This is a genomic window from Blautia sp. KLE_1732_HM_1032, from assembly GCF_025147905.1.
In the GTDB taxonomy this organism is placed as follows: domain Bacteria; phylum Bacillota; class Clostridia; order Lachnospirales; family Lachnospiraceae; genus Blautia_A; species Blautia_A fusiformis.
Map to the genome: position 1 here is coordinate 2,145,923 of NZ_CP102266.1, position 17,518 is coordinate 2,163,440.

21 protein-coding genes are annotated in these 17,518 nt (G+C 49.1%); 4 read left to right on the forward strand and 17 right to left on the reverse strand.

Annotated elements, in window-relative coordinates:
- Nucleotides 1–2: 2 nt before the first annotated feature.
- Entirely contained in the window at nucleotides 3–890 is an 888-nt protein-coding gene (locus NQ489_RS10290; RefSeq protein WP_021651706.1) for a peptidylprolyl isomerase, read from the reverse strand.
- A gap of 239 nt (nucleotides 891–1,129) precedes the next feature.
- Between NQ489_RS10290 and NQ489_RS10295 the strand changes: the two genes are divergently transcribed.
- Entirely contained in the window at nucleotides 1,130–1,609 is a 480-nt protein-coding gene (locus NQ489_RS10295; RefSeq protein ID WP_015524777.1) for an S-ribosylhomocysteine lyase, read from the forward strand.
- 191 nt (nucleotides 1,610–1,800) lie between these two features.
- On the opposite strand, the gene NQ489_RS10300 is transcribed toward NQ489_RS10295, so the two are convergent.
- The 3 genes from NQ489_RS10300 to NQ489_RS10310 form a co-directional block, all read right to left on the reverse strand.
- Nucleotides 1,801–2,343: an SH3 domain-containing protein gene (locus NQ489_RS10300; RefSeq protein ID WP_044961601.1), complete on the reverse strand. Its 543-nt coding sequence runs from the start codon at nucleotides 2,341–2,343 to the stop codon at nucleotides 1,801–1,803.
- Nucleotides 2,344–2,434: 91 nt separating this feature from the next.
- Complete coding sequence (locus tag NQ489_RS10305; protein ID WP_021651702.1) at nucleotides 2,435–3,439, reverse strand: XdhC family protein; 1,005 nt, start codon at nucleotides 3,437–3,439, stop codon at nucleotides 2,435–2,437.
- Nucleotides 3,440–3,471: 32 nt separating this feature from the next.
- On the reverse strand, nucleotides 3,472–4,617 hold the full coding sequence (locus NQ489_RS10310) for an aminotransferase class V-fold PLP-dependent enzyme (RefSeq protein ID WP_021651701.1): 1,146 nt from the start codon (nucleotides 4,615–4,617) through the stop codon (nucleotides 3,472–3,474).
- 80 nt (nucleotides 4,618–4,697) lie between these two features.
- Between NQ489_RS10310 and NQ489_RS10315 the strand changes: the two genes are divergently transcribed.
- Entirely contained in the window at nucleotides 4,698–5,918 is a 1,221-nt protein-coding gene (locus tag NQ489_RS10315; protein ID WP_021651700.1) for a dicarboxylate/amino acid:cation symporter, read from the forward strand.
- A gap of 212 nt (nucleotides 5,919–6,130) precedes the next feature.
- On the opposite strand, the gene yedF is transcribed toward NQ489_RS10315, so the two are convergent.
- From yedF to NQ489_RS10340, 5 genes are all read right to left on the reverse strand, one after another.
- Nucleotides 6,131–6,742, reverse strand: coding sequence for a sulfurtransferase-like selenium metabolism protein YedF (yedF, locus tag NQ489_RS10320; protein WP_021651699.1), 612 nt, complete (start codon nucleotides 6,740–6,742; stop codon nucleotides 6,131–6,133).
- Between the two features lie 84 nt (nucleotides 6,743–6,826).
- Complete coding sequence (locus tag NQ489_RS10325; RefSeq protein ID WP_015524771.1) at nucleotides 6,827–7,018, reverse strand: hypothetical protein; 192 nt, start codon at nucleotides 7,016–7,018, stop codon at nucleotides 6,827–6,829.
- 2 nt (nucleotides 7,019–7,020) lie between these two features.
- Nucleotides 7,021–7,665 (reverse strand): GTP pyrophosphokinase, encoded by a 645-nt coding sequence (locus tag NQ489_RS10330; RefSeq protein WP_015524770.1) that lies wholly within the window; start codon nucleotides 7,663–7,665, stop codon nucleotides 7,021–7,023.
- A gap of 124 nt (nucleotides 7,666–7,789) precedes the next feature.
- Nucleotides 7,790–9,037, reverse strand: coding sequence for a DUF1015 domain-containing protein (locus tag NQ489_RS10335; protein ID WP_021651698.1), 1,248 nt, complete (start codon nucleotides 9,035–9,037; stop codon nucleotides 7,790–7,792).
- 189 nt (nucleotides 9,038–9,226) lie between these two features.
- A complete protein-coding gene (locus tag NQ489_RS10340) occupies nucleotides 9,227–10,588 on the reverse strand; it encodes an MATE family efflux transporter (RefSeq protein WP_021651697.1) in 1,362 nt (453 codons plus the stop codon).
- Between the two features lie 385 nt (nucleotides 10,589–10,973).
- On the opposite strand from NQ489_RS10340, the gene NQ489_RS10345 reads away from it, so the two are divergent.
- On the forward strand, nucleotides 10,974–11,273 hold the full coding sequence (locus NQ489_RS10345; RefSeq protein WP_015524766.1) for a BMC domain-containing protein: 300 nt from the start codon (nucleotides 10,974–10,976) through the stop codon (nucleotides 11,271–11,273).
- Nucleotides 11,274–11,289: 16 nt separating this feature from the next.
- Nucleotides 11,290–11,580: a BMC domain-containing protein gene (locus tag NQ489_RS10350; RefSeq protein ID WP_021651696.1), complete on the forward strand. Its 291-nt coding sequence runs from the start codon at nucleotides 11,290–11,292 to the stop codon at nucleotides 11,578–11,580.
- A gap of 459 nt (nucleotides 11,581–12,039) precedes the next feature.
- Here the strand turns inward: NQ489_RS10350 and NQ489_RS10355 are convergent, their stop codons facing one another.
- The 8 genes from NQ489_RS10355 to NQ489_RS10390 form a co-directional block, all read right to left on the reverse strand.
- A complete protein-coding gene (locus NQ489_RS10355) occupies nucleotides 12,040–12,738 on the reverse strand; it encodes a nucleotidyltransferase family protein (RefSeq protein ID WP_192926476.1) in 699 nt (232 codons plus the stop codon).
- A gap of 78 nt (nucleotides 12,739–12,816) precedes the next feature.
- Nucleotides 12,817–13,509, reverse strand: coding sequence for a selenium cofactor biosynthesis protein YqeC (gene yqeC, locus NQ489_RS10360; RefSeq protein WP_198013381.1), 693 nt, complete (start codon nucleotides 13,507–13,509; stop codon nucleotides 12,817–12,819).
- 54 nt (nucleotides 13,510–13,563) lie between these two features.
- Complete coding sequence (gene yqeB / locus NQ489_RS10365) at nucleotides 13,564–14,427, reverse strand: selenium-dependent molybdenum cofactor biosynthesis protein YqeB (protein ID WP_021650421.1); 864 nt, start codon at nucleotides 14,425–14,427, stop codon at nucleotides 13,564–13,566.
- Nucleotides 14,396–15,214: a DUF975 family protein gene (locus NQ489_RS10370; RefSeq protein WP_021650420.1), complete on the reverse strand. Its 819-nt coding sequence runs from the start codon at nucleotides 15,212–15,214 to the stop codon at nucleotides 14,396–14,398. The genes yqeB and NQ489_RS10370 overlap by 32 nt, the downstream gene beginning before the upstream one ends.
- 3 nt (nucleotides 15,215–15,217) lie before the next feature.
- Nucleotides 15,218–15,817 (reverse strand): histidine phosphatase family protein, encoded by a 600-nt coding sequence (locus NQ489_RS10375; protein WP_015524757.1) that lies wholly within the window; start codon nucleotides 15,815–15,817, stop codon nucleotides 15,218–15,220.
- Entirely contained in the window at nucleotides 15,810–16,190 is a 381-nt protein-coding gene (locus NQ489_RS10380; RefSeq protein ID WP_021650419.1) for a bifunctional adenosylcobinamide kinase/adenosylcobinamide-phosphate guanylyltransferase, read from the reverse strand. Before NQ489_RS10380 ends, NQ489_RS10375 begins: the two co-directional genes overlap by 8 nt.
- A 27-nt stretch (nucleotides 16,191–16,217) precedes the next feature.
- Nucleotides 16,218–16,994 (reverse strand): adenosylcobinamide-GDP ribazoletransferase, encoded by a 777-nt coding sequence (locus tag NQ489_RS10385; RefSeq protein ID WP_021650418.1) that lies wholly within the window; start codon nucleotides 16,992–16,994, stop codon nucleotides 16,218–16,220.
- A complete protein-coding gene (locus tag NQ489_RS10390) occupies nucleotides 16,991–17,518 on the reverse strand; it encodes a bifunctional adenosylcobinamide kinase/adenosylcobinamide-phosphate guanylyltransferase (RefSeq protein ID WP_021650417.1) in 528 nt (175 codons plus the stop codon). Before NQ489_RS10390 ends, NQ489_RS10385 begins: the two co-directional genes overlap by 4 nt.

Below are 17,518 nucleotides of genomic sequence, written 5' to 3' on the forward strand. Positions count from 1 at the left end.
TGTCAGTCAACCATACGGATACTCTCGATCACCGGTTGCTGATCCTTTGCAATGGTTCCGTTGCCGTCTGTCGGCTTGGCATCCTTGCAGATCTGATCTACAATGTCCATCCCTGAGGTCACGTGTCCGAATGCAGCATAGTCGCCATCCAAATGTGTGGAATCGGACTGTACGATAAAGAACTGAGAGCTTGCGCTGTCCGGATCTGTGCTGCGGGCCATGGAAATGGTTCCTCTCACATGAGAAATATCGTTCTTCACTCCATTGCTGGAAAATTCGCCCTTGATGGTATCCTCTGCTCCGCCGGTCCCGTCTCCGTTTGGATCTCCGCCCTGGATCATAAATCCGTCAATGATCCGGTGGAAGGTCAGACCGTCATAAAAATTGTCCTGTACCAGCTTTACAAAATTTGTGACTGTAATGGGTGCGGTGTCTGCATCCAGCTCTACATCGATCTCGCCATAATCCTTTACGGTGATGGCAGCATGATGGGTTCCTGTCAGCTGCTGGCTGGTATCGATCACAGTTGTTCCTGCCATTTGTGCATCCTCGGAACCATCGGAAAATTCTCCGTCTGCGCTGTCTGTATCCTCTGTACTGTCTGCAGAAGCTTCGGTTTCATGTGAAGTGTCCTCTGCATCACCGGAAGCCTCCTGATCATCGGCGCTTTCTTCATGGTCTGAAAAGCCTGCCGCCTCAGCCTCCTCCTCGGATACTGCATTGGCTGCTGTCTCTTCATCTACGCCTGTCTGTCCTTCTGAGGTTTCTTTCTCCAGAGATTCTTCCTTCTGGTCTGCTTTGTCAGAAGTACTGTCTGTGCTTCCGCATCCGGAAAGCATTCCTGCGGTAAGAGCTGTCGCAAATAATACGGCTAAAACCTTACGTTTCATATTTATAAGTCCTCCTTATCAGATCCCGAAAACGCCTGTTCCGGCATTTTCAGGTGAGCTTTTCACTCTCCCCCTGTAAGCTTTTCTCAGTTTAACATCATCTTTTCATAAAGTCAACTTTGCACGGAACCAGGTGCAGGATTCCCTTTGTTTTGCCTTGTATCTCTTCCGGTTCTCTGCTAAAATCATGTATGGAGCTTATTATGGGCTCCGTACATATAAGAAAGTGAGGAATCAACATGGAAAAGATCACAAGTTTTACCATTGACCATATCAAGCTTCAGCCTGGCGTATACGTTTCACGTAAGGATCCGGTTGGAGATCAGGTGATCACTACCTTCGATATCCGTATGACTTCTCCCAATGAGGAGCCTGTTATGAACACAGCCGAGCTTCACGCCATGGAGCATCTGGCAGCTACCTTCCTGCGGAACCATAAGGAGTTTGGCCCGAAGGTCATTTACTGGGGTCCTATGGGCTGCCGTACCGGAAATTATCTTCTTCTTAACGGGGATTATGAATCCAGAGATATCGTTCCGCTGATGATCGAGATGTTTGAATTTATCCGCGATTTTGAGGGTGAGATCCCGGGAGCTTCTCCCAAGGACTGCGGAAATTATCTGGATATGAACCTTGGCATGGCAAAATATCTGGCAAAGAAATTCCTAAACGAGGTTCTCTACGATATCAAGCCGGACCGTCTTGTTTATCCGGAATGATCTGCAGGTACGATCCGCTGGCATGATCCTTGTGTTCTGAACGGACTATATGCCGAAACAAAAAAACAGGCTGCCTGTATCGATGTATTTCATCGGATACAGCTGCCTGTTTTTTATTATATCAAGGAGATATCTGCAATTGAAGCAGGATCAGGATTTCTCTGATCTGGTCAAAGCCTGTAGTCTGTGCTCTACTGTGCTGCTTCTGCGGTAGCATCTTCTGCGGTAGTATCTGCTGCCACTGCTCCTACCGGCGGGGTTGTGCTGACGTAATCGCCGGATGCGTAGCAGGTCTGGCCATTATAATCCACACGGATCCATCCATTGTCACAGACACCGGTACACTTCAGGGATTCTCCGGAAAGGACACCTGCCACAAATTCTGCCTCTGCGTTGGCGTCAGAACGTAAATTCACACCCTCCACTGCATAGTAGGTGGCATCCTGAGCCTGTACGTTGATGCCGCTTGGGGTCTGCTCCGTAGCTGCTGTCTGTGCTGCGGGATCTGCTGCCCCGGCTGTGGTGGAGTCTGCCGCCGCTGCTGCTCCGTCTGCTGTGGAATCTGCTGCTGCCTTCGGTGTAGGTGTTGCAGTTGCCTTCGGCTTCTCTGTGGGCTCCGGCGTCGGTGTGGAATCTACTACTGTTACCACTGCATCGGTTCCTTCCTCATATCCACAGCCCTGTGCAAGGAAAGCCGCGCCTATTATCAAAGCCATAATACATTTTTTCTTCATTTTATCTGATTCCTCCTTATACGCCGGTAAAAAATTCTCTGCGTCCAATATACACGATTCTGCAATATTATGCAAGTCCTGGCCGGTTCTTTCACATATTTACCGGCTCAAAAAGCACCCGGACAGTTCCGCCGCAGATCATTCCCAGATCTCCTGCCCCCTGTCCCAGCTCGTAAATCTTTGTTTCCGTATTTCGGATATTTACTGCGTGTTTTCCGGCTTCAAACTCCACTTTTCCGCCGCCGATGCTTCCTGCCGTGCTTCCGTCCCGGAATACGAACATCTTGCTCCCGGTTCCTCTTGGTGAGGAGCCCTTCTTCTCGATGATCGTGACCATGGTTCCCGGTGTCCTGCGGCGTACTGCTGCCTCCACCTCCTCATCACAGTAGGTGCGGAAATGCCGGTTCTTTTCCTGCACGATCTCTGCCATGATGCTCACGGCGATCTCAGCCGGCATCTGTCCTCCGATGGGAAGTCCGATGGGGGCATGGATCTGATCCAGCTGTTCCTCCGTAAATCCCTCTTTCAGGAGCTTTTCCCTGGTGATCCGCACCTTTGTCCTGCTTCCGATCATTCCGAAATATGCAAAGGGTCTCTTAAGGATCGCTCTTGCACAGGCGGAATCTCCCAGATGGCCTCGTGTCACCACTACATAGTAGGCATTTTCATAGGGAGGGATCCTGTCGGACAGGGTATCAAAATCTCCAAAGATCCTCTCATCTGCCATGGGAAATCTTTCCTCCGTCACAAATTCCTCCCGGTCATCCATAACTGTTACATGAAAGCCCAGCATCCTGCCGATCTCTGCTACCGGAAGAGAAACATGGCCGCCACCCAGTATGATCAGCCTGGGATTCTTCTCGTAGGTTTCCACAAATATCTCCCGGTCTCCGTTTTTCACAACGCCGGTTTCTACGGCTGCTTCCACGGAAGCCTTCAGGAATTCTTCTGCTTCTTTATTTCTTTCTGCTCCCTCCGGATAAAAAAAGTTGTTTTCTTCCGCAAGATATTTCAGTCCGGCATCCTTTCCGTTCAGAAGGATCCCTGTTTTTATGCGTCCTCTTTTTTCTACCACATCATATATTGTCTGATACATGTTTTGTGTCCTTTCTGTCCGTCTTTCGCTGTTTATTCCGCGGCAAGCTCCTTTACCGCCCCGGCAGCAGTGTCCACCTCTTCTTCCGTATTAAAATAAGAAAAGCTAAAGCGGACAGTTCCTGTTTTTTCGGTTCCCAGTGCTTTGTGCATCAGCGGTGCACAGTGGCCGCCGGCTCTTACACTGATTCCGTACTCTTCATCAAGGACCATAGCCACCTCTGCCGAATCCATCTCTGCAATATTCAGAGTCACCACAGGGGAGCGTTCTTCCCTGGAAAAATCTCCGTACAAGGTGACTCCCGGAATTTCCTTTACCTGGTCATAAAAACGCCACATCAGCTGCTGCTCTCTTTTTCGGATCTGTTCTGTTCCAATTTCGGTAATCCAGCTGATGGCTGCGCCAAGACCTGCGATCCCGTGGCTGTTCAGGGTGCCTGCCTCCAGTGTCTCCGGCATATCCTGCGGATGCTCTCTCTGAAAGGTGAGGACGCCGCTTCCGCCTACCTTCAGAGGCTCCACAGATACCCCCGGCCGGACACAGATAGCTCCTGTGCCCTGGGGTCCCATAAGGCCCTTATGTCCGGAAAAGCAAAGAATATCTATATGATCTTTTTTCATGGAAATCGGAAATACTCCTGCTGTCTGGGCAGCATCCACAATAAAAAGCTTCTGGTGCTTCTGTGCGATCTCACCGATGGCGTGGATATCATTGAGATTTCCTGTCAGATTGGAGGCGTGGGTACAGACGATCACCTTCGTCTCCGGACGGATGGCTGCTTCAAGCTCCGTAAGGGAGATCCGTCCCTTGCGGTCTGCCGGCAGGATCGTAAGCTTCATGCCTTTTTTTTCCAGGCGGTACAGCGGACGGAGCACACTGTTGTGATCCATCTCCGTACAGATCGCATGGATAGTTCCCTCCTCTGGATGAAGTGTTCCCTGCAGGGCGATATTGAGCGCTTCCGTGTCATTGGATGTAAAGGCCACACATTCCGGTCCCCATACGTCAAACATCTCTGCGATCTGGCATCTTGTATTAAAAATAAGCCTTGAGGCTGCCATTGCTTCGCCGCTGCTGCCCCTTCCGCTGTTTCCTGCATGCTGCATGGCTTCCACCACAGCACGCGGCACACAGTCCGGCTTATGAAAGCTTGTAGCCGCGTTATCCAGATAAATCATTTCATCCTCCTTGTGATTTTTATCAAATACCTTTATAATAAACTCTGGCTTTATTTTATACTATCCGAGGAGGTTTTCCAATGAAAAAAACATCTTTTTTCAACAGCCTGCCATTTAAGCTGTTGGTCGCCGTGATCCTGGGGATCATAGCCGGGCTTATCCTGAACCGGTACAGCACCAACGGAATCTCCATGGCAGTTCTTAATATCACAGTTACTATCAAGTACATTCTGGGCCAGCTCATTACCTTCTGCGTGCCGCTGATCGTGCTGGGATTTATCGCTCCGTCCATTACCAGGCTTGGCAAAAATGCTTCGCTGATGCTGGGTGTTGCGGTTGTCCTCGCTTACGGCTCCTCTGTTGGCGCAGCGCTTTTTTCCACAGCCTCTGGCTTTCTCATCATTCCACATCTGTCCATCCATTCCTATGCTGCAGGACTGAAGCGGCTGCCGGAGGTGATCTTTGAGCTGGAGATCCCGCAGATCATGTCCGTTATGAGTGCTCTTGTTTTTGCAATGATGCTGGGACTTGCCGCTACCTGGACAAAGGCGAAGCTGATCACTGGGCTCCTGGATGAATTTCAGAAAATCGTTCTTTCTCTGGTGGCTCGAATCATCATCCCCATTCTTCCGTTATTTATCGGCACTACCTTCTGTGGCCTTGCCTACGAGGGAACCATCACCAGACAGCTGCCTGTTTTTCTGAAGATCATCGTACTGGTGCTTGCCGGGCATTTTATCTGGATGGCTCTTCTTTACATCCTTGCAGGTATCTATTCCGGAGAAAATCCTCTGGAGGTTGTCCGCCATTATGGTCCTGCCTATCTGACTGCCGTAGGGACCATGTCCTCTGCAGCCACACTGGCCGTTGCATTGCAGTGCGCCTCCAAGGCAAAACCACTCCGTAAGGATCTGGTCAGCTTCGGGATTCCTCTTTTTGCAAACATCCATCTCTGTGGCTCCGTTCTGACAGAGGTTTTCTTCTGTATGGCGATTTCGAAGATCCTGTACGGTTCCGTTCCCACGCCGGGTACCATGGTTCTGTTCTGCCTTCTTCTGGGTATCTTTGCCATCGGAGCTCCCGGTGTTCCCGGCGGAACCGTCATGGCATCCCTTGGCATCATCACCGGAATACTGAAATTCGACAGCTCCGGCACTGCATTGATGCTTACCATCTTTGCACTGCAGGACAGCTTCGGAACTGCATGCAACGTGACCGGCGACGGTGCACTGACACTGCTGCTTACCGGCTATGCAAAGCGTCATCATATTGAGGAGCAGCAGCTTGATGTGGAATTGTAAGTTCGGAGCTAAGTCAGGCGGATATTTGCGATCCGATCCGCTTCGTTGCTTGCTCATAACCGGATATCAACCAGATACCAACTGGATGTCAGAAATGCCGCAGGCTTCAAAATGGCTCTGCGGCATTTCTGTGTATTTCTATTTGTTTCTGTCTGTTTCTGTAAGTTTCTATTGTTTCTATATGCTTTTGTTGTTTCTATATGTTTTTCTGTTTACGGGCGGATCACTTTTCCTGCTTTTGTGAGCTTTTCCGCTATGGTATACATATTTGTTACGGTTCCCACTGCCGGTTCCTTCAGTCCGTAGAAGTTCACGCAGGTTCCGCAGGTCAGGATCTCTGTTCCCTGCTCCTGTAAGGTCTTAAGGTCTTCGATACATGGTGAATCCTGTGCGGTAAGTCTGGCTCCGCCATTATAAAACAGCATAACTGACGGCGGTGTCTCCAGCTGTGTCAATGCATACACAAATCCCTTGATCAGAATCCCGCCAAGCTCCGGATCTCCATCTCCCATCTTATCGGAAGTGATGGCAACGGTATAATCTCCCTGCGGAACAGCCGGTGTGCAGACGATCTCAGGCTCTGCCTGGCTTCTTGCAGCAGGATCAGATTTTACTGTCATATTGATCTCGTAACCACCTTCTGTTTTTCTGGATACGAAGCTGCATCCGGTACTTCCGGCAAGTCTGCTCAAATTGTTTACTGCTGTTTCATTATCTACCAGGATCAAGATCTCGTCTCCCTGCTCTGCCTTGTCAAGGATCTTCTTGGTCATCACAACCGGGATCGGACACTGTTTCCCCATTGCATCTACTATGTGCTTCATACGCACTCCTCCTGTATTCTGTGATTTTTTATAATTGCTGTTTTATCATTATTGCTTTTTCGCTGTTTTCTTTTCTTTGATCTTTTATTTCTGCTCCAGCTCATGGGCCTGTTTGAAGATCTCACAGGCGCCTGTGTTTACACATCTTTCATGCGCGCAGTCCATAAAGGTCAGCTTCCTGCTGCTGTCCTCCTGCCGTGTATACTCACAGCAGACGGTTTCGCCCCCGTTCATGGTACGGCAGAAACCGGATATAAATTCCTCTTCGATCTCCATTCCTATCCCTCCGTCGGATTCTCAGTAATCTGGGCAGGTGTGATCTCCTCCAGCATTCCTGTTTCATTGTAGGCTTCAAACTGTTCCTCGATCTTTCCAAGGATATCTGCATACTGACAGAAGGCCTCCGCCAGCTCATCCCTGTGTTCCGGAAGCTTCTTGTAACAGACACGGTGCTCCATGCTTGCCCAGAGATCCATGGTCATCGTCCTCAGCTGGATCTCCACCGGAAAATACTCCATGGTATCCAGATAATACACCGGAACTGCAATGATCACGTGAAAGCTGCGGTATCCGTTAGGCTTGGGATTCTGTATGTAATCCTTTTCCCTGATAAAGATCAGTTCACTCTGCCGCTTCAGCGCATTTACAAGATTGTATATATCATCAATAAAGTAGCAGATCACACGGATCCCAGCGATATCCCGGAGATGATCCTTGGCGTTCTGCACACTGTCCGAATGTCCCAGCTTCTCCAGCTTCTTTTCGATGCTCTTCTTGGATTTGATCCGTTCCTGGATATTGTGGATCGGAGATACGGAAGACTTCTGATACAGGCTTCCGTTGAGCACCTCAAGCTTGGCGCGCATGATCTGACATGCGTTCTGATATGGCTGGATACAATCGTAATACTGTTCGTTTGTCATGAAAAACCCTCTTTCGCGTTTGCTCAGAATATACTTGTATCTTACCGGACAAATGTGAGCAATCTGTAGTGATTTCCTAAGATTTTCCTGACAATTTTATTAAAAATCTATAAAGCATCCGGCATCAGTCTGAAAGCTTATGGATAAAAAGACCACTGCGGAGCTTCGGTTCAAACCAGGTGCTCTTTGGCGGCATAAGCTTACCCTCGTCTGCGATCGTCATCAGCTCCTCCATGGATGTAGGATACATGGCAAAGGCAGCTCCTCCTGTCTCATCTGCAGCTGCTGCCAGATCCTTCAGCCGGTGGTTTCCTCCCATAAAGCGGATCCTCTCATCGGTACGCGGGTCACTGATCCCCAGAACCGGACCCAGGACCTTATCCTGAAGAATAGACACATCCAGCTGACCTACGCTGTCTTTACCCGCATAGATATCCGGATATGCCTTCAGATGGAACCATTCTCCGTCTACATACAGCCCAAAGCAGTGTTTCTCCACCGGTTTACATGGAAATCCCGGCATTGCCATCAGCTCAAAATTAAACTTCATGCTTCCGATAAAGGCTTTGGGTTCCATACCCTTGATATCCTTTACGATCCTGTGATACGGAAGGATGGTCAGCTGGTCATACGGAAATACCACAGACAGGAAAAAGTTAAATTCTTCTTTTCCGGTGTAGTCCGGATGCTCCGCTCTTCTCTTCTGTCCAACCTTTACTGCGGAGGCTGCTCTGTGGTGTCCATCAGCAATATAGATAGAGGAGATTCCGCCAAAAAGACTATGTATAGTCCGGATCTTTTCTTCCTCATCTACGACCCATACACGATGTGTGATCTCGTCATCGGAAGTAAAATCATACACAGGAACATGTGCATTTTTCCATTCTTCCATAAGAGTAAGAAGCTCTGCCGGATATCTGCACGCCAGAAAAATAGGGCCTGTGTTGGCATCACAGACATCCACATGACGGATGCGGTCCTGCTCCTTATCCTCTCTTGTAAGCTCATGCTTTTTGATCACACCATTCATGTAATCATCAATGGAACTGACACCTACGATCCCGGTCTGGGATCTTCCCTTACGGATCAGTTCATACAGATAATAGTTCGGTTTCTCATCCTGGATCAGGATCCCTTCTTTCTGGAAACGATCCAGATTTTCCCTTGCCTTCTGATAAACCTTCGGATCATAAAGATCGGTTTCCGGATCCAGATCCATCTCTGCACGGTCTATATGGAGAAAAGATTCCGGATTTTTTTCCCCGATCTTTCTCGCTTCCTCTCTGCTGACTACGTCATAGGGAAGTGCAGCCACCTTTTCTGCTTTTTCCGAAGCAGGTCTTACTGCCCGAAATGCCTGAAATAAAGCCATTATATTTTCCTCTCATTCCTGTCCGGCTATACGCCGGACTTTCAAATCATCCCGTCCATTCTAACACATATCAAAATTTCCCGCAAACCCTTATCCGGCCCGTTTAAAGTCACTGTTCACTCCGTTCTCAGTAACACACTTCGCGATGCACAGAATTTATGCTAATCGCATAAATTCGCGCGGCCCGTCTTATGCCTTACGTTTGTTCAGCTCCGGCAGTACTGTTGCCAGCATGGTGAAAAAGCATGCACAGCCGCCTACAAGGTTGGAAACCGGTTCCGCCCAGAACACGCCGTCTGTTCCCAGGCCATTCACGTGAGGCAGCAGGAGCGTCAGCGGTACCACGATCACTACCTTTCGGAACAGAGAAAAAAAGGTAGCCTTTTTTGCCTTTCCAAGTGCTACGAACACACTTTGTCCGGTAAACTGCAAGGCCATAAAGCAGAAGCCGAAAAAGTAAATATGAAGGGCAGGAACTCCCTTTTCCAGAAGCCCGGGATCGCTGTTAAAGATCCGGATGAAAAATTCCGGAAGCAGCTTCAGGATTCCCCAGCCTGCCAGGGTATAGATCACACAGACAGCTGTAATAAATTTAATTGCTTTTTTGACTCTGTCGTATGCTTTTTCTCCATAATTGAAGCTCATGACCGGAGAAGCACCTGTAGTAAGCCCATGGACCGGCATGGTGAAAATGTCACGGACAGAATTTAAAACTGTCATGACACCAACGTAGATATCACCACCCCAGGTCTGGAGTGTGGCATTGCATACCACCTGCACAAGACTGTTTGTAAATGCCATAAAAAAACCGGACATACCCAGGCTTACGATACTGCCCACTCTTTTCCAGGAGATCCTCATGGCGCTTTTTTTCAGGTTCAGGATCGCCTTTTTTCCTGTAAGGAAGCGTAAGACCCAGATGGCGGAACAGAACTGGGAAATGATAGTCGCCAAAGCCGCTCCCCGGACTCCCATGTGCATCCCAAAGATAAACAGGGGATCCAGAAGAATGTTCAGTACCGCACCGATCAGTATCGTGAGCATCCCTGTGTTTCCAAAGCCCTGGCTGTTGATAAACGGGTTCATTCCCAAAGTGATCATCACAAACAGGGTTCCCAGAAGATAGATCCTTATGTAGTCTGCCGCATAGGAAAAGGTTACATCACTGGCGCCAAAGGCATAGAGGATCGGTCTGTAAAAGATAAGGCCAATGGCTGTCAGGATCACTCCTGTGCCGATCAGCATCACAAAGGTGTTTCCCATGAGCATTTCTGCTTCTTCCCGGTTTCCTCTTCCCCGTTCCATGGAACAAAGCGGTGCTCCTCCATTTCCAAAAAGATAGGTAAATGCGGTGATCAGGGTGATAATAGGAAAACACAGTCCCACTCCTGTCAGTGCAGTGGCTCCGATCTCAGGAATCCTTCCGATATAGATCCGGTCTACAATGTTGTAAAGGAGGTTTAGGATCTGTGCAATGATCATCGGCACAGCCACTTCCATAATGTTACGATAGACATTTCCTGTTGAAAAGTCTGTCTGATGTATCTGCATTTCTTTACACCTTCCTACTTTTTTACTATTGTAAATATACTATATCTGATATGCAAAGTAAATATTTCCCTGTAAGGCTGCTGCGGAAATATCAGACGTTACTGTTTGTTCACTGTAATATCCCGCAAACTGTTTTTTGTGAGCGAAGATCACAGAAAACCCGAGACATACCGCGCGAACTTATGCGATCAGCATAAATTCTGTACATCGCGAAGCATGTTGCTGAAAACGGAATGGACAGTAACTATCTGATTATCCGTGTATTTATTTCTTGCTATTTTTGTCTAAAAAAGTTATAATAAAGCCATAAAAACGGTAATGATTCCACGTAAAATCGGTCAAAAAACCACATCACTGGGAATCTGTTCCGCATGGAGGTATTTTTATGGATAATAATTATAAGGGCATGGCTGTAGGTGTTTTTGAGCTTGATAACCTGGTTGCCTGTTTTGTTGCTCTTGATGCTGCTTCCAAAGCAGCCAATGTCAGGATCCAAAGTGTTGAGCGTAACCGTCTGAAGAGTGGCGCCTGTGTCAAGATGCGTGGTTCTGTTTCTGACGTTAATGCAGCTATGGAGGTTGCGCTGGAGGCAGCCAAACCTCTTGGTAAGGTTGTTTCTCATACTGTGATTGCTTCTCCTTCTGAGGATACTGAGATTGCACTGAAGATGACGATCAATAAATAAAGGGGGCGACGGATTTATGAATTATGGTGCTTTTGGTTTAGTTGAGGTTGTTGGCAGCAGTAATGCAATCCTGGTGATCGACCAGATGCTGAAGACTTCTGATGTTTCTTTTCTTACCTGGCAGACAAAGTGTGGTGGACATGCCACTGTTTTTCTGACCGGTGATGTTTCTGCTGTTACGGCTGCCGTTGACAGTGTAAAAGGAAACCCGCCTTGTGAGATCGTAGCTTCGGCAGTGATCTCCAATCCTTCCGGTGAGACGGTTCGTCTGGCTGAGGAAGAAGCGGCTAAGAATCACTTTATGTAGGAAATATCTATATTATAATAACGAACGTACGCAGGGAACCGCCCTGGCGTAGCGGGAAGGGCTTCGTCGTCCGCTGACTTCTGCAGAGCATCCCGCCACGCCAGGGCGGTTCCCTGCTGGCTTTTGTATGCGTGAAAATTGCCTCAGACACGGTGCTTTCACCCTAGCTCATTCTCTATGCCACACGTCAACAGTTCTTTTTGTCATCTTCTTCAACCTCACACCTTCACTCTAGCCCTCCACTCCTTCGCACGTCAGCCGGCGAGGTAGCGTCTGGTTTGGGCTGGCTCTGCAGGAGAGGTGCGCTTCTTAGGCGGTGGGAATCTGCGTTGCTGGAAAAAATCCAGCTGTTTGAGCGACGCAGGAGCGAGTTCTGGATTTTTTTCAGCGGTTTTAGCAGATTTCCAGCGCCTTAGAAGCCAGCCCCCGACGAAGCCCCAGCCCAAACCAGACGGTACCTCACCGGCGTCCGTCCGCAAAAACCACATCCACATCCACCATCTCCCGTCCATCTTCCACCTTCATCACAGCCACATCCCCTCGATGTGCCACAACCACCCTCTTCCCTCCAACATCACCGGAAAGCTTCATCAGCTCCCCATAATACTTCTTCGAAAAAACACAGGGATTCCCCGTCTTCCCATCATGCTCCACACAGGCGATCCCCTTCCCCTCTCTCAAAAACACATCCACCAGTCCAAAAACCGTCTCCCACCGCAACCACGGCTGATCTGCCACCGTAAACAAACAAGCATCCATCTCCCGGTTGACCCGCAGCCCAATCTTCAGTGAGGAAGATATCCCCTCATCCGGATGCAGATTATAAAGAAACCACGCGCCAAGCTTCTCTGCTTCCTGCGCGATCTCCTCATACTGTGTGACAACTGTGATCTCACACCTGTGCCCCTGTTCCTCCAGTGCTGCTTTCACTTTTTTCAGTTCCAGGAGAATATGCCTGTACATCGGCATTCCGTCTATCCCGTACAGCAACTTATTGCTTCCAAACCGCCGGCTGTTTCCTGCTGCCAGCATGATCAGTCCCAGCTTCATATCACCGCTCCACTTCCTTTCGATTCTAGTACAGCGAATATTAAGTAACCGCCATATTGACTTGCCTGATTTTTCATCTGCTGCGTTGTCGTCAATCGTCGTAGCCACCGCTACGCCTCATTCCTCCGCCTTGCAGATGAAGAAATCATCCTGCGTCAATATAGCAGAAACTTAATTTTCGCTGTACTAGCTGTTTACACTTCTCTGCAGGCTTCCGCAGATCACCATGATCCCAGACTCCTGACCTTGTGCCATAAGCTTCTCCACCACACAAGGATCCTCCAGAGTATCTGCCTTGTTCAGATACGCAAGAAATCTTCGCCCGTCCACGCCTTTTTGCAATCCGTCTTCAGACCGGATGATCTTCCACACATCCATCCATGTCACAGGCTCATCTGTACGCTTTCCCAGAAATCCCGCAACATCATCCGGACGGTGTGCCGTATCACAAATCCTTCTGCCGATGCAGTCAAGACCGATCACTCCTACTACCACATCTGCAAAAGAAGGAATCACCGGCTCATGAACAGCCGGCACTTTAAGGGGTCGGCGCCTGGATCCGTCAGCTTCCACAAGAAGAAGATCACAAAAGCCGGGCAGCTTTTCCAGGATCTCCTTTTCGGGGCCGGAAATCTTTGGCTGCCCGGCCTTGTGATGAGCCGCGATGACGTATCCGTATTGTTCTATAAGCCGGCATGCTCCCGGAATGTCCTCTGCCTCCGCAAAAGGACGTTCCGGTTCCCATGCCATATGCGTGGTTGTGGTCACGATCACACGTTTTCCCTGTCCGGAAAATATTTCTGCCAGTCCAAGGATCAGACTGGTCTTTCCGCCGCCTCCTGTGAATGCCACAGTAAGCGCTTTTTCATTTTTCTTCATGACACACTCCATTTATCTTCTAACTTCTTTCAGGGGCACCAGGCTCTGTATCGGTCACAGATTCTCATTCCCCACAGCTTTCTCTGTTCCCGGAAGCACTCCGCAGGAAAGCAGCACCTCCAGTACTCCCCCTGCGATACACCTCGCCTTGTCTGAGATCGTAAAACAGTTTTTCTTCTGTTCTGCCCTTGGGTCGATGTCCGCGATCTTCATTCCCTCAAAAACAGGGTAGCCGTCCCGGATCAGCCCCCGGATCACGCCGGAAATGGTAGCCTTCACCGGCGTATCACCTACCATGGCGATCACCTGGTCTTTTTCAACAAGATCTGCAATCTGACAGATGTTTTTCATGTTACCGGCTGCCGGTGAATGGATCACACGTTCCTTTCCGATCCCTGCGATCAGTCCCGGCACTCCGGTATTCGGCAGGGCAATGCCTTTTTTTATGATCCTTCCCAGGTTATGGCCGCGCATGGTCTCGATCACGTAATCCACATCCTCCCCTGCGGTAAAGCCCGGGCCAAGTCCCACAGTCAGTGGTGCCATATCCCTGCTGGTCCCAAGATTCTTTTTTGCAAGGATGGCATCGATCACTGCCTCCGGCTCCAGTTCGCGGATATATTTTCCATGGGTATCTGTCAGAAGGGGGATCTCTCCCTGTACCCAGCATTTCCTGCACTGGGTCCGGATATCGTTCTCCGTGATCCTCCTGCACACAACGCCTTCTACCTCTGCAGTTCCGTCATAAACAGCTTCACAGAAGGCCACATGACGGCGGATGGCACTTGGACGGTCACATTCCAGGATCAGGACCTGATAGCCACTCTGATGAAGCTTGTGGATCACTCCTGTGGCCAGATCTCCACCACCTCTCACAAGGATCATTTTATCCGTATATGCCGCTGCTTTCATCTTCATACACCTGCCGTCCGTTTCCCGGCATTCCTGCCGCAAGAGTATCATAAAGCTCCGCATAGGTTGCATCCTTATACGGGGATACATAAAAGAGTCCCGCGATCCCGGCCGTAATTGCCGAAAGGACAGACCAGGGAATAAAGGAAAGATCCAGGATAAAGGTATCCATCTTCTGTCCGTTCATCATCTCACGGCTTTTTGCAAATACTTCCTTTGTGCTCATATCCGGATATTCCGCAAGAAGATAAGGGATCATCTTATATTCGTAGGATTTTACCACTCCGGGAATAATAAAAAGCAGCGTCCACAATACAAGATACAGGTCCCGTAAAAACATGGTTTTTACGATATTACCGTAATTTCCGGAACGAAATACACTGAGGAGCTTTCCGGGCCCGGGTACAGAATAAAGGTTCTCAATGTAAAAATCTCTTCCGCCTACCTCCAAAACATTTCCCACAAAGAAATGAAAAAGAATTCCGATCAGAGCCACAGCTACCACGGCACTGGCACTCAGAAGTGCAAAAAGCACTGCCAGTGGGGAGCGAAATACATGGCTGACATAAGAAGTAACACCATTGATATCCGTACCCAAACGATACGTTGTAACACCGTAGTCCGGACTTACCACATTTCCGGCACTGCCAGTGGCCGCACCGCTTCCGCCGGTTGCCATCACAATAGCCAGCACCAGACTTACCAGCACTGCTGACCAGTAATTTTTTTTGAATGCCTGTTTTCCACGCCATTTCAAGTCGCTGCGTTTCCAGCTGATCTTCTGCTCATTCATAACTTAACCCTCCATATATGATTCACGGACACAGAGCTCTCTCCGTCCCTTCTGCCACAGCGCAGGCTCCAGCTCTGCCAGATAACCGCCGCCGTTTTTTACATGCCATTCATAAAAAGCCCTGGGTCTGTCCGCATATTCTTCCATAATGTTCATGATCGTACCGCCATGTATCACAAGAGCCGCTGTCTTTATGTTGTTGCGGATACACTGTGTGACAGCCTTCTGAAATCCTGTAAGGCTCCGGTGCTTAAACGCTTCTCGACTTTCTCCTCCCGGAAAAGGAAGCGTTCCATTGCTATCAATCCACCTCTGATAATCCTGATTTCCGGAAAGCTCTTTATAATTTTTATTCTCAAACTCTCCAAAATCACACTCGGAAAGCTCTTCGATGATATGAAAGCTTTTTCCCGGAAAAAGGATTCCCGCAGTTTCCACACAGCGGCAGAGCGGACTTACATAAAGGGCCTCCGGCATGGGATAGGTCAGCTTTTCCAGAAATTCCTTTCCCTCCGTGCTCAGCGGTTCATCCGTTGTTCCGATATAACGCTGAAGCTTATTTCCGGGTGTCTGTCCGTGTCGTATCAGATATAATCTAATCATCCTTCAGCACCGTCCCGATCCCGCATACCACTCTTGTGACCCTGCTGCTTTTTGCAGCCAGTGCAGTGCACACCCGGCCAACAGCTTCTCGGTACTGCCGTTCAAAAGCATCCGCCGGAACGATCCCATAGCCTACCTCCTCACTGACAAGGATCACATCCGGATCCTGCTGTGCCAGCTTTTCTGCCAGGCCGGTGAGATCTTCTCCTGCCTTCAGAGCTTTTCTTATGTATTCCTGAAATCCCAGAACACCCGCTGCCTTCAAAAGCTCCTCTTCTGTGATCTCTCCTCCGAATTTCCAGTCCACATCCGGGAACTGTGCTTTTGCATAGGCAGCTTTTCCCTGATATGCGCCTCCGATTATCATTTCCATATCTTTTTTACCTCATCCAAATCTTCATTACAGATTAAACGTGCCACCAAGAGCAAGCACCAGTGCCATCACAACCTCGCAGATGCAAAGGAAAAATCCGGAAAGATCACCTGTGGTCCCTCCAAAATATTTCAAAGCCATATAGTGATACCACCAAAATACCAGAAGTGCGCTGACAGCTGCCAGAACACCCAGGACCGGATCTACCCATATCATCAGCGCTGCAAGGATCACAAACATCGTGATAAGAACATTTCGCACTGCGATCTCTGACGCATTTCTGGAAAATTCTGCCACAGTCCCGTCTGTCCTTGCCTTGGGAAATGTGATCACACCGATCCCGGAAAGACATCTGGACATCATAAAGCCCAGGCTCATGATACAGATCCCGTTATAATTTCCAAGGAGCTGATCCCAGGCTCCCAGCCAGAGGATAAAATATACACAGGCTGTGATAATGGCAAATGCACCTGCATGGGAATCCTTCAGGATCTCCAGCCTCCTTGTGCGTTCCTGCCAGGAGCTTAATGCATCCGATGTGTCCAGAAGCCCGTCTACATGAATGCCGCCGGTAACAAATACCGGGATCACAGTAAGGATCACAGCGAGAAAAAATGGTTCCAGAGCTGCATGCACTCCGAGGATCCCTCCTGCAAACCAGGTCAGGATGCCGATGGCAGTACCCACAAAGGGGAAAAAGCACATCATATATTTTATGTTTTCCTTCTTCCAGTCCACCATGGGCATGGGGATCTTTGAAAACATGGCAAAGGCTGCCTTAAAACTGTTCCATAAGCTTTTCATGTTTCCTTTCCTCCTTTATGCCATACAGGGATCCCGTATACGACTTCCACAACCTCTTCTGCCATCTCTGCCAGCTTCTGGTTGATCTGTCCCAGTTCTTTTTTGTACTGTTCTGATTCTTCCTCGTAGAGGATCCCGTCTGAAAAGATCTCGTTGGTGACGATCACCACATGCTTTGCCTGGGAAAGAAGATTTTTCACTCCTTCTGTGATCTTTTCTGCCACCTCCGGGTGGAAGCCGCCTTCCCGGAACATCTCATTTGCAACCAGATTGGACATGCACTCCAGAAGGACCACGCAGTCCTTCGGGATGAGCAGCTCATCCAGCTCTGTATATCTTTCTATTGTCTCGAAGCCTTTTCCTGCACGCATGTGCCGGTGTCTGCGGATGCGCCTGTGGCTTTCTTCGTCAAAAGCCTGCATGGTGGCGATATAGATCCTTCTGGCTTCGCCAAGGGAAAGTACGGTTTCTTCCGCAAAAGCAGATTTTCCGCTTCCGCTGCCTCCTGTTACAACAACCAGCAT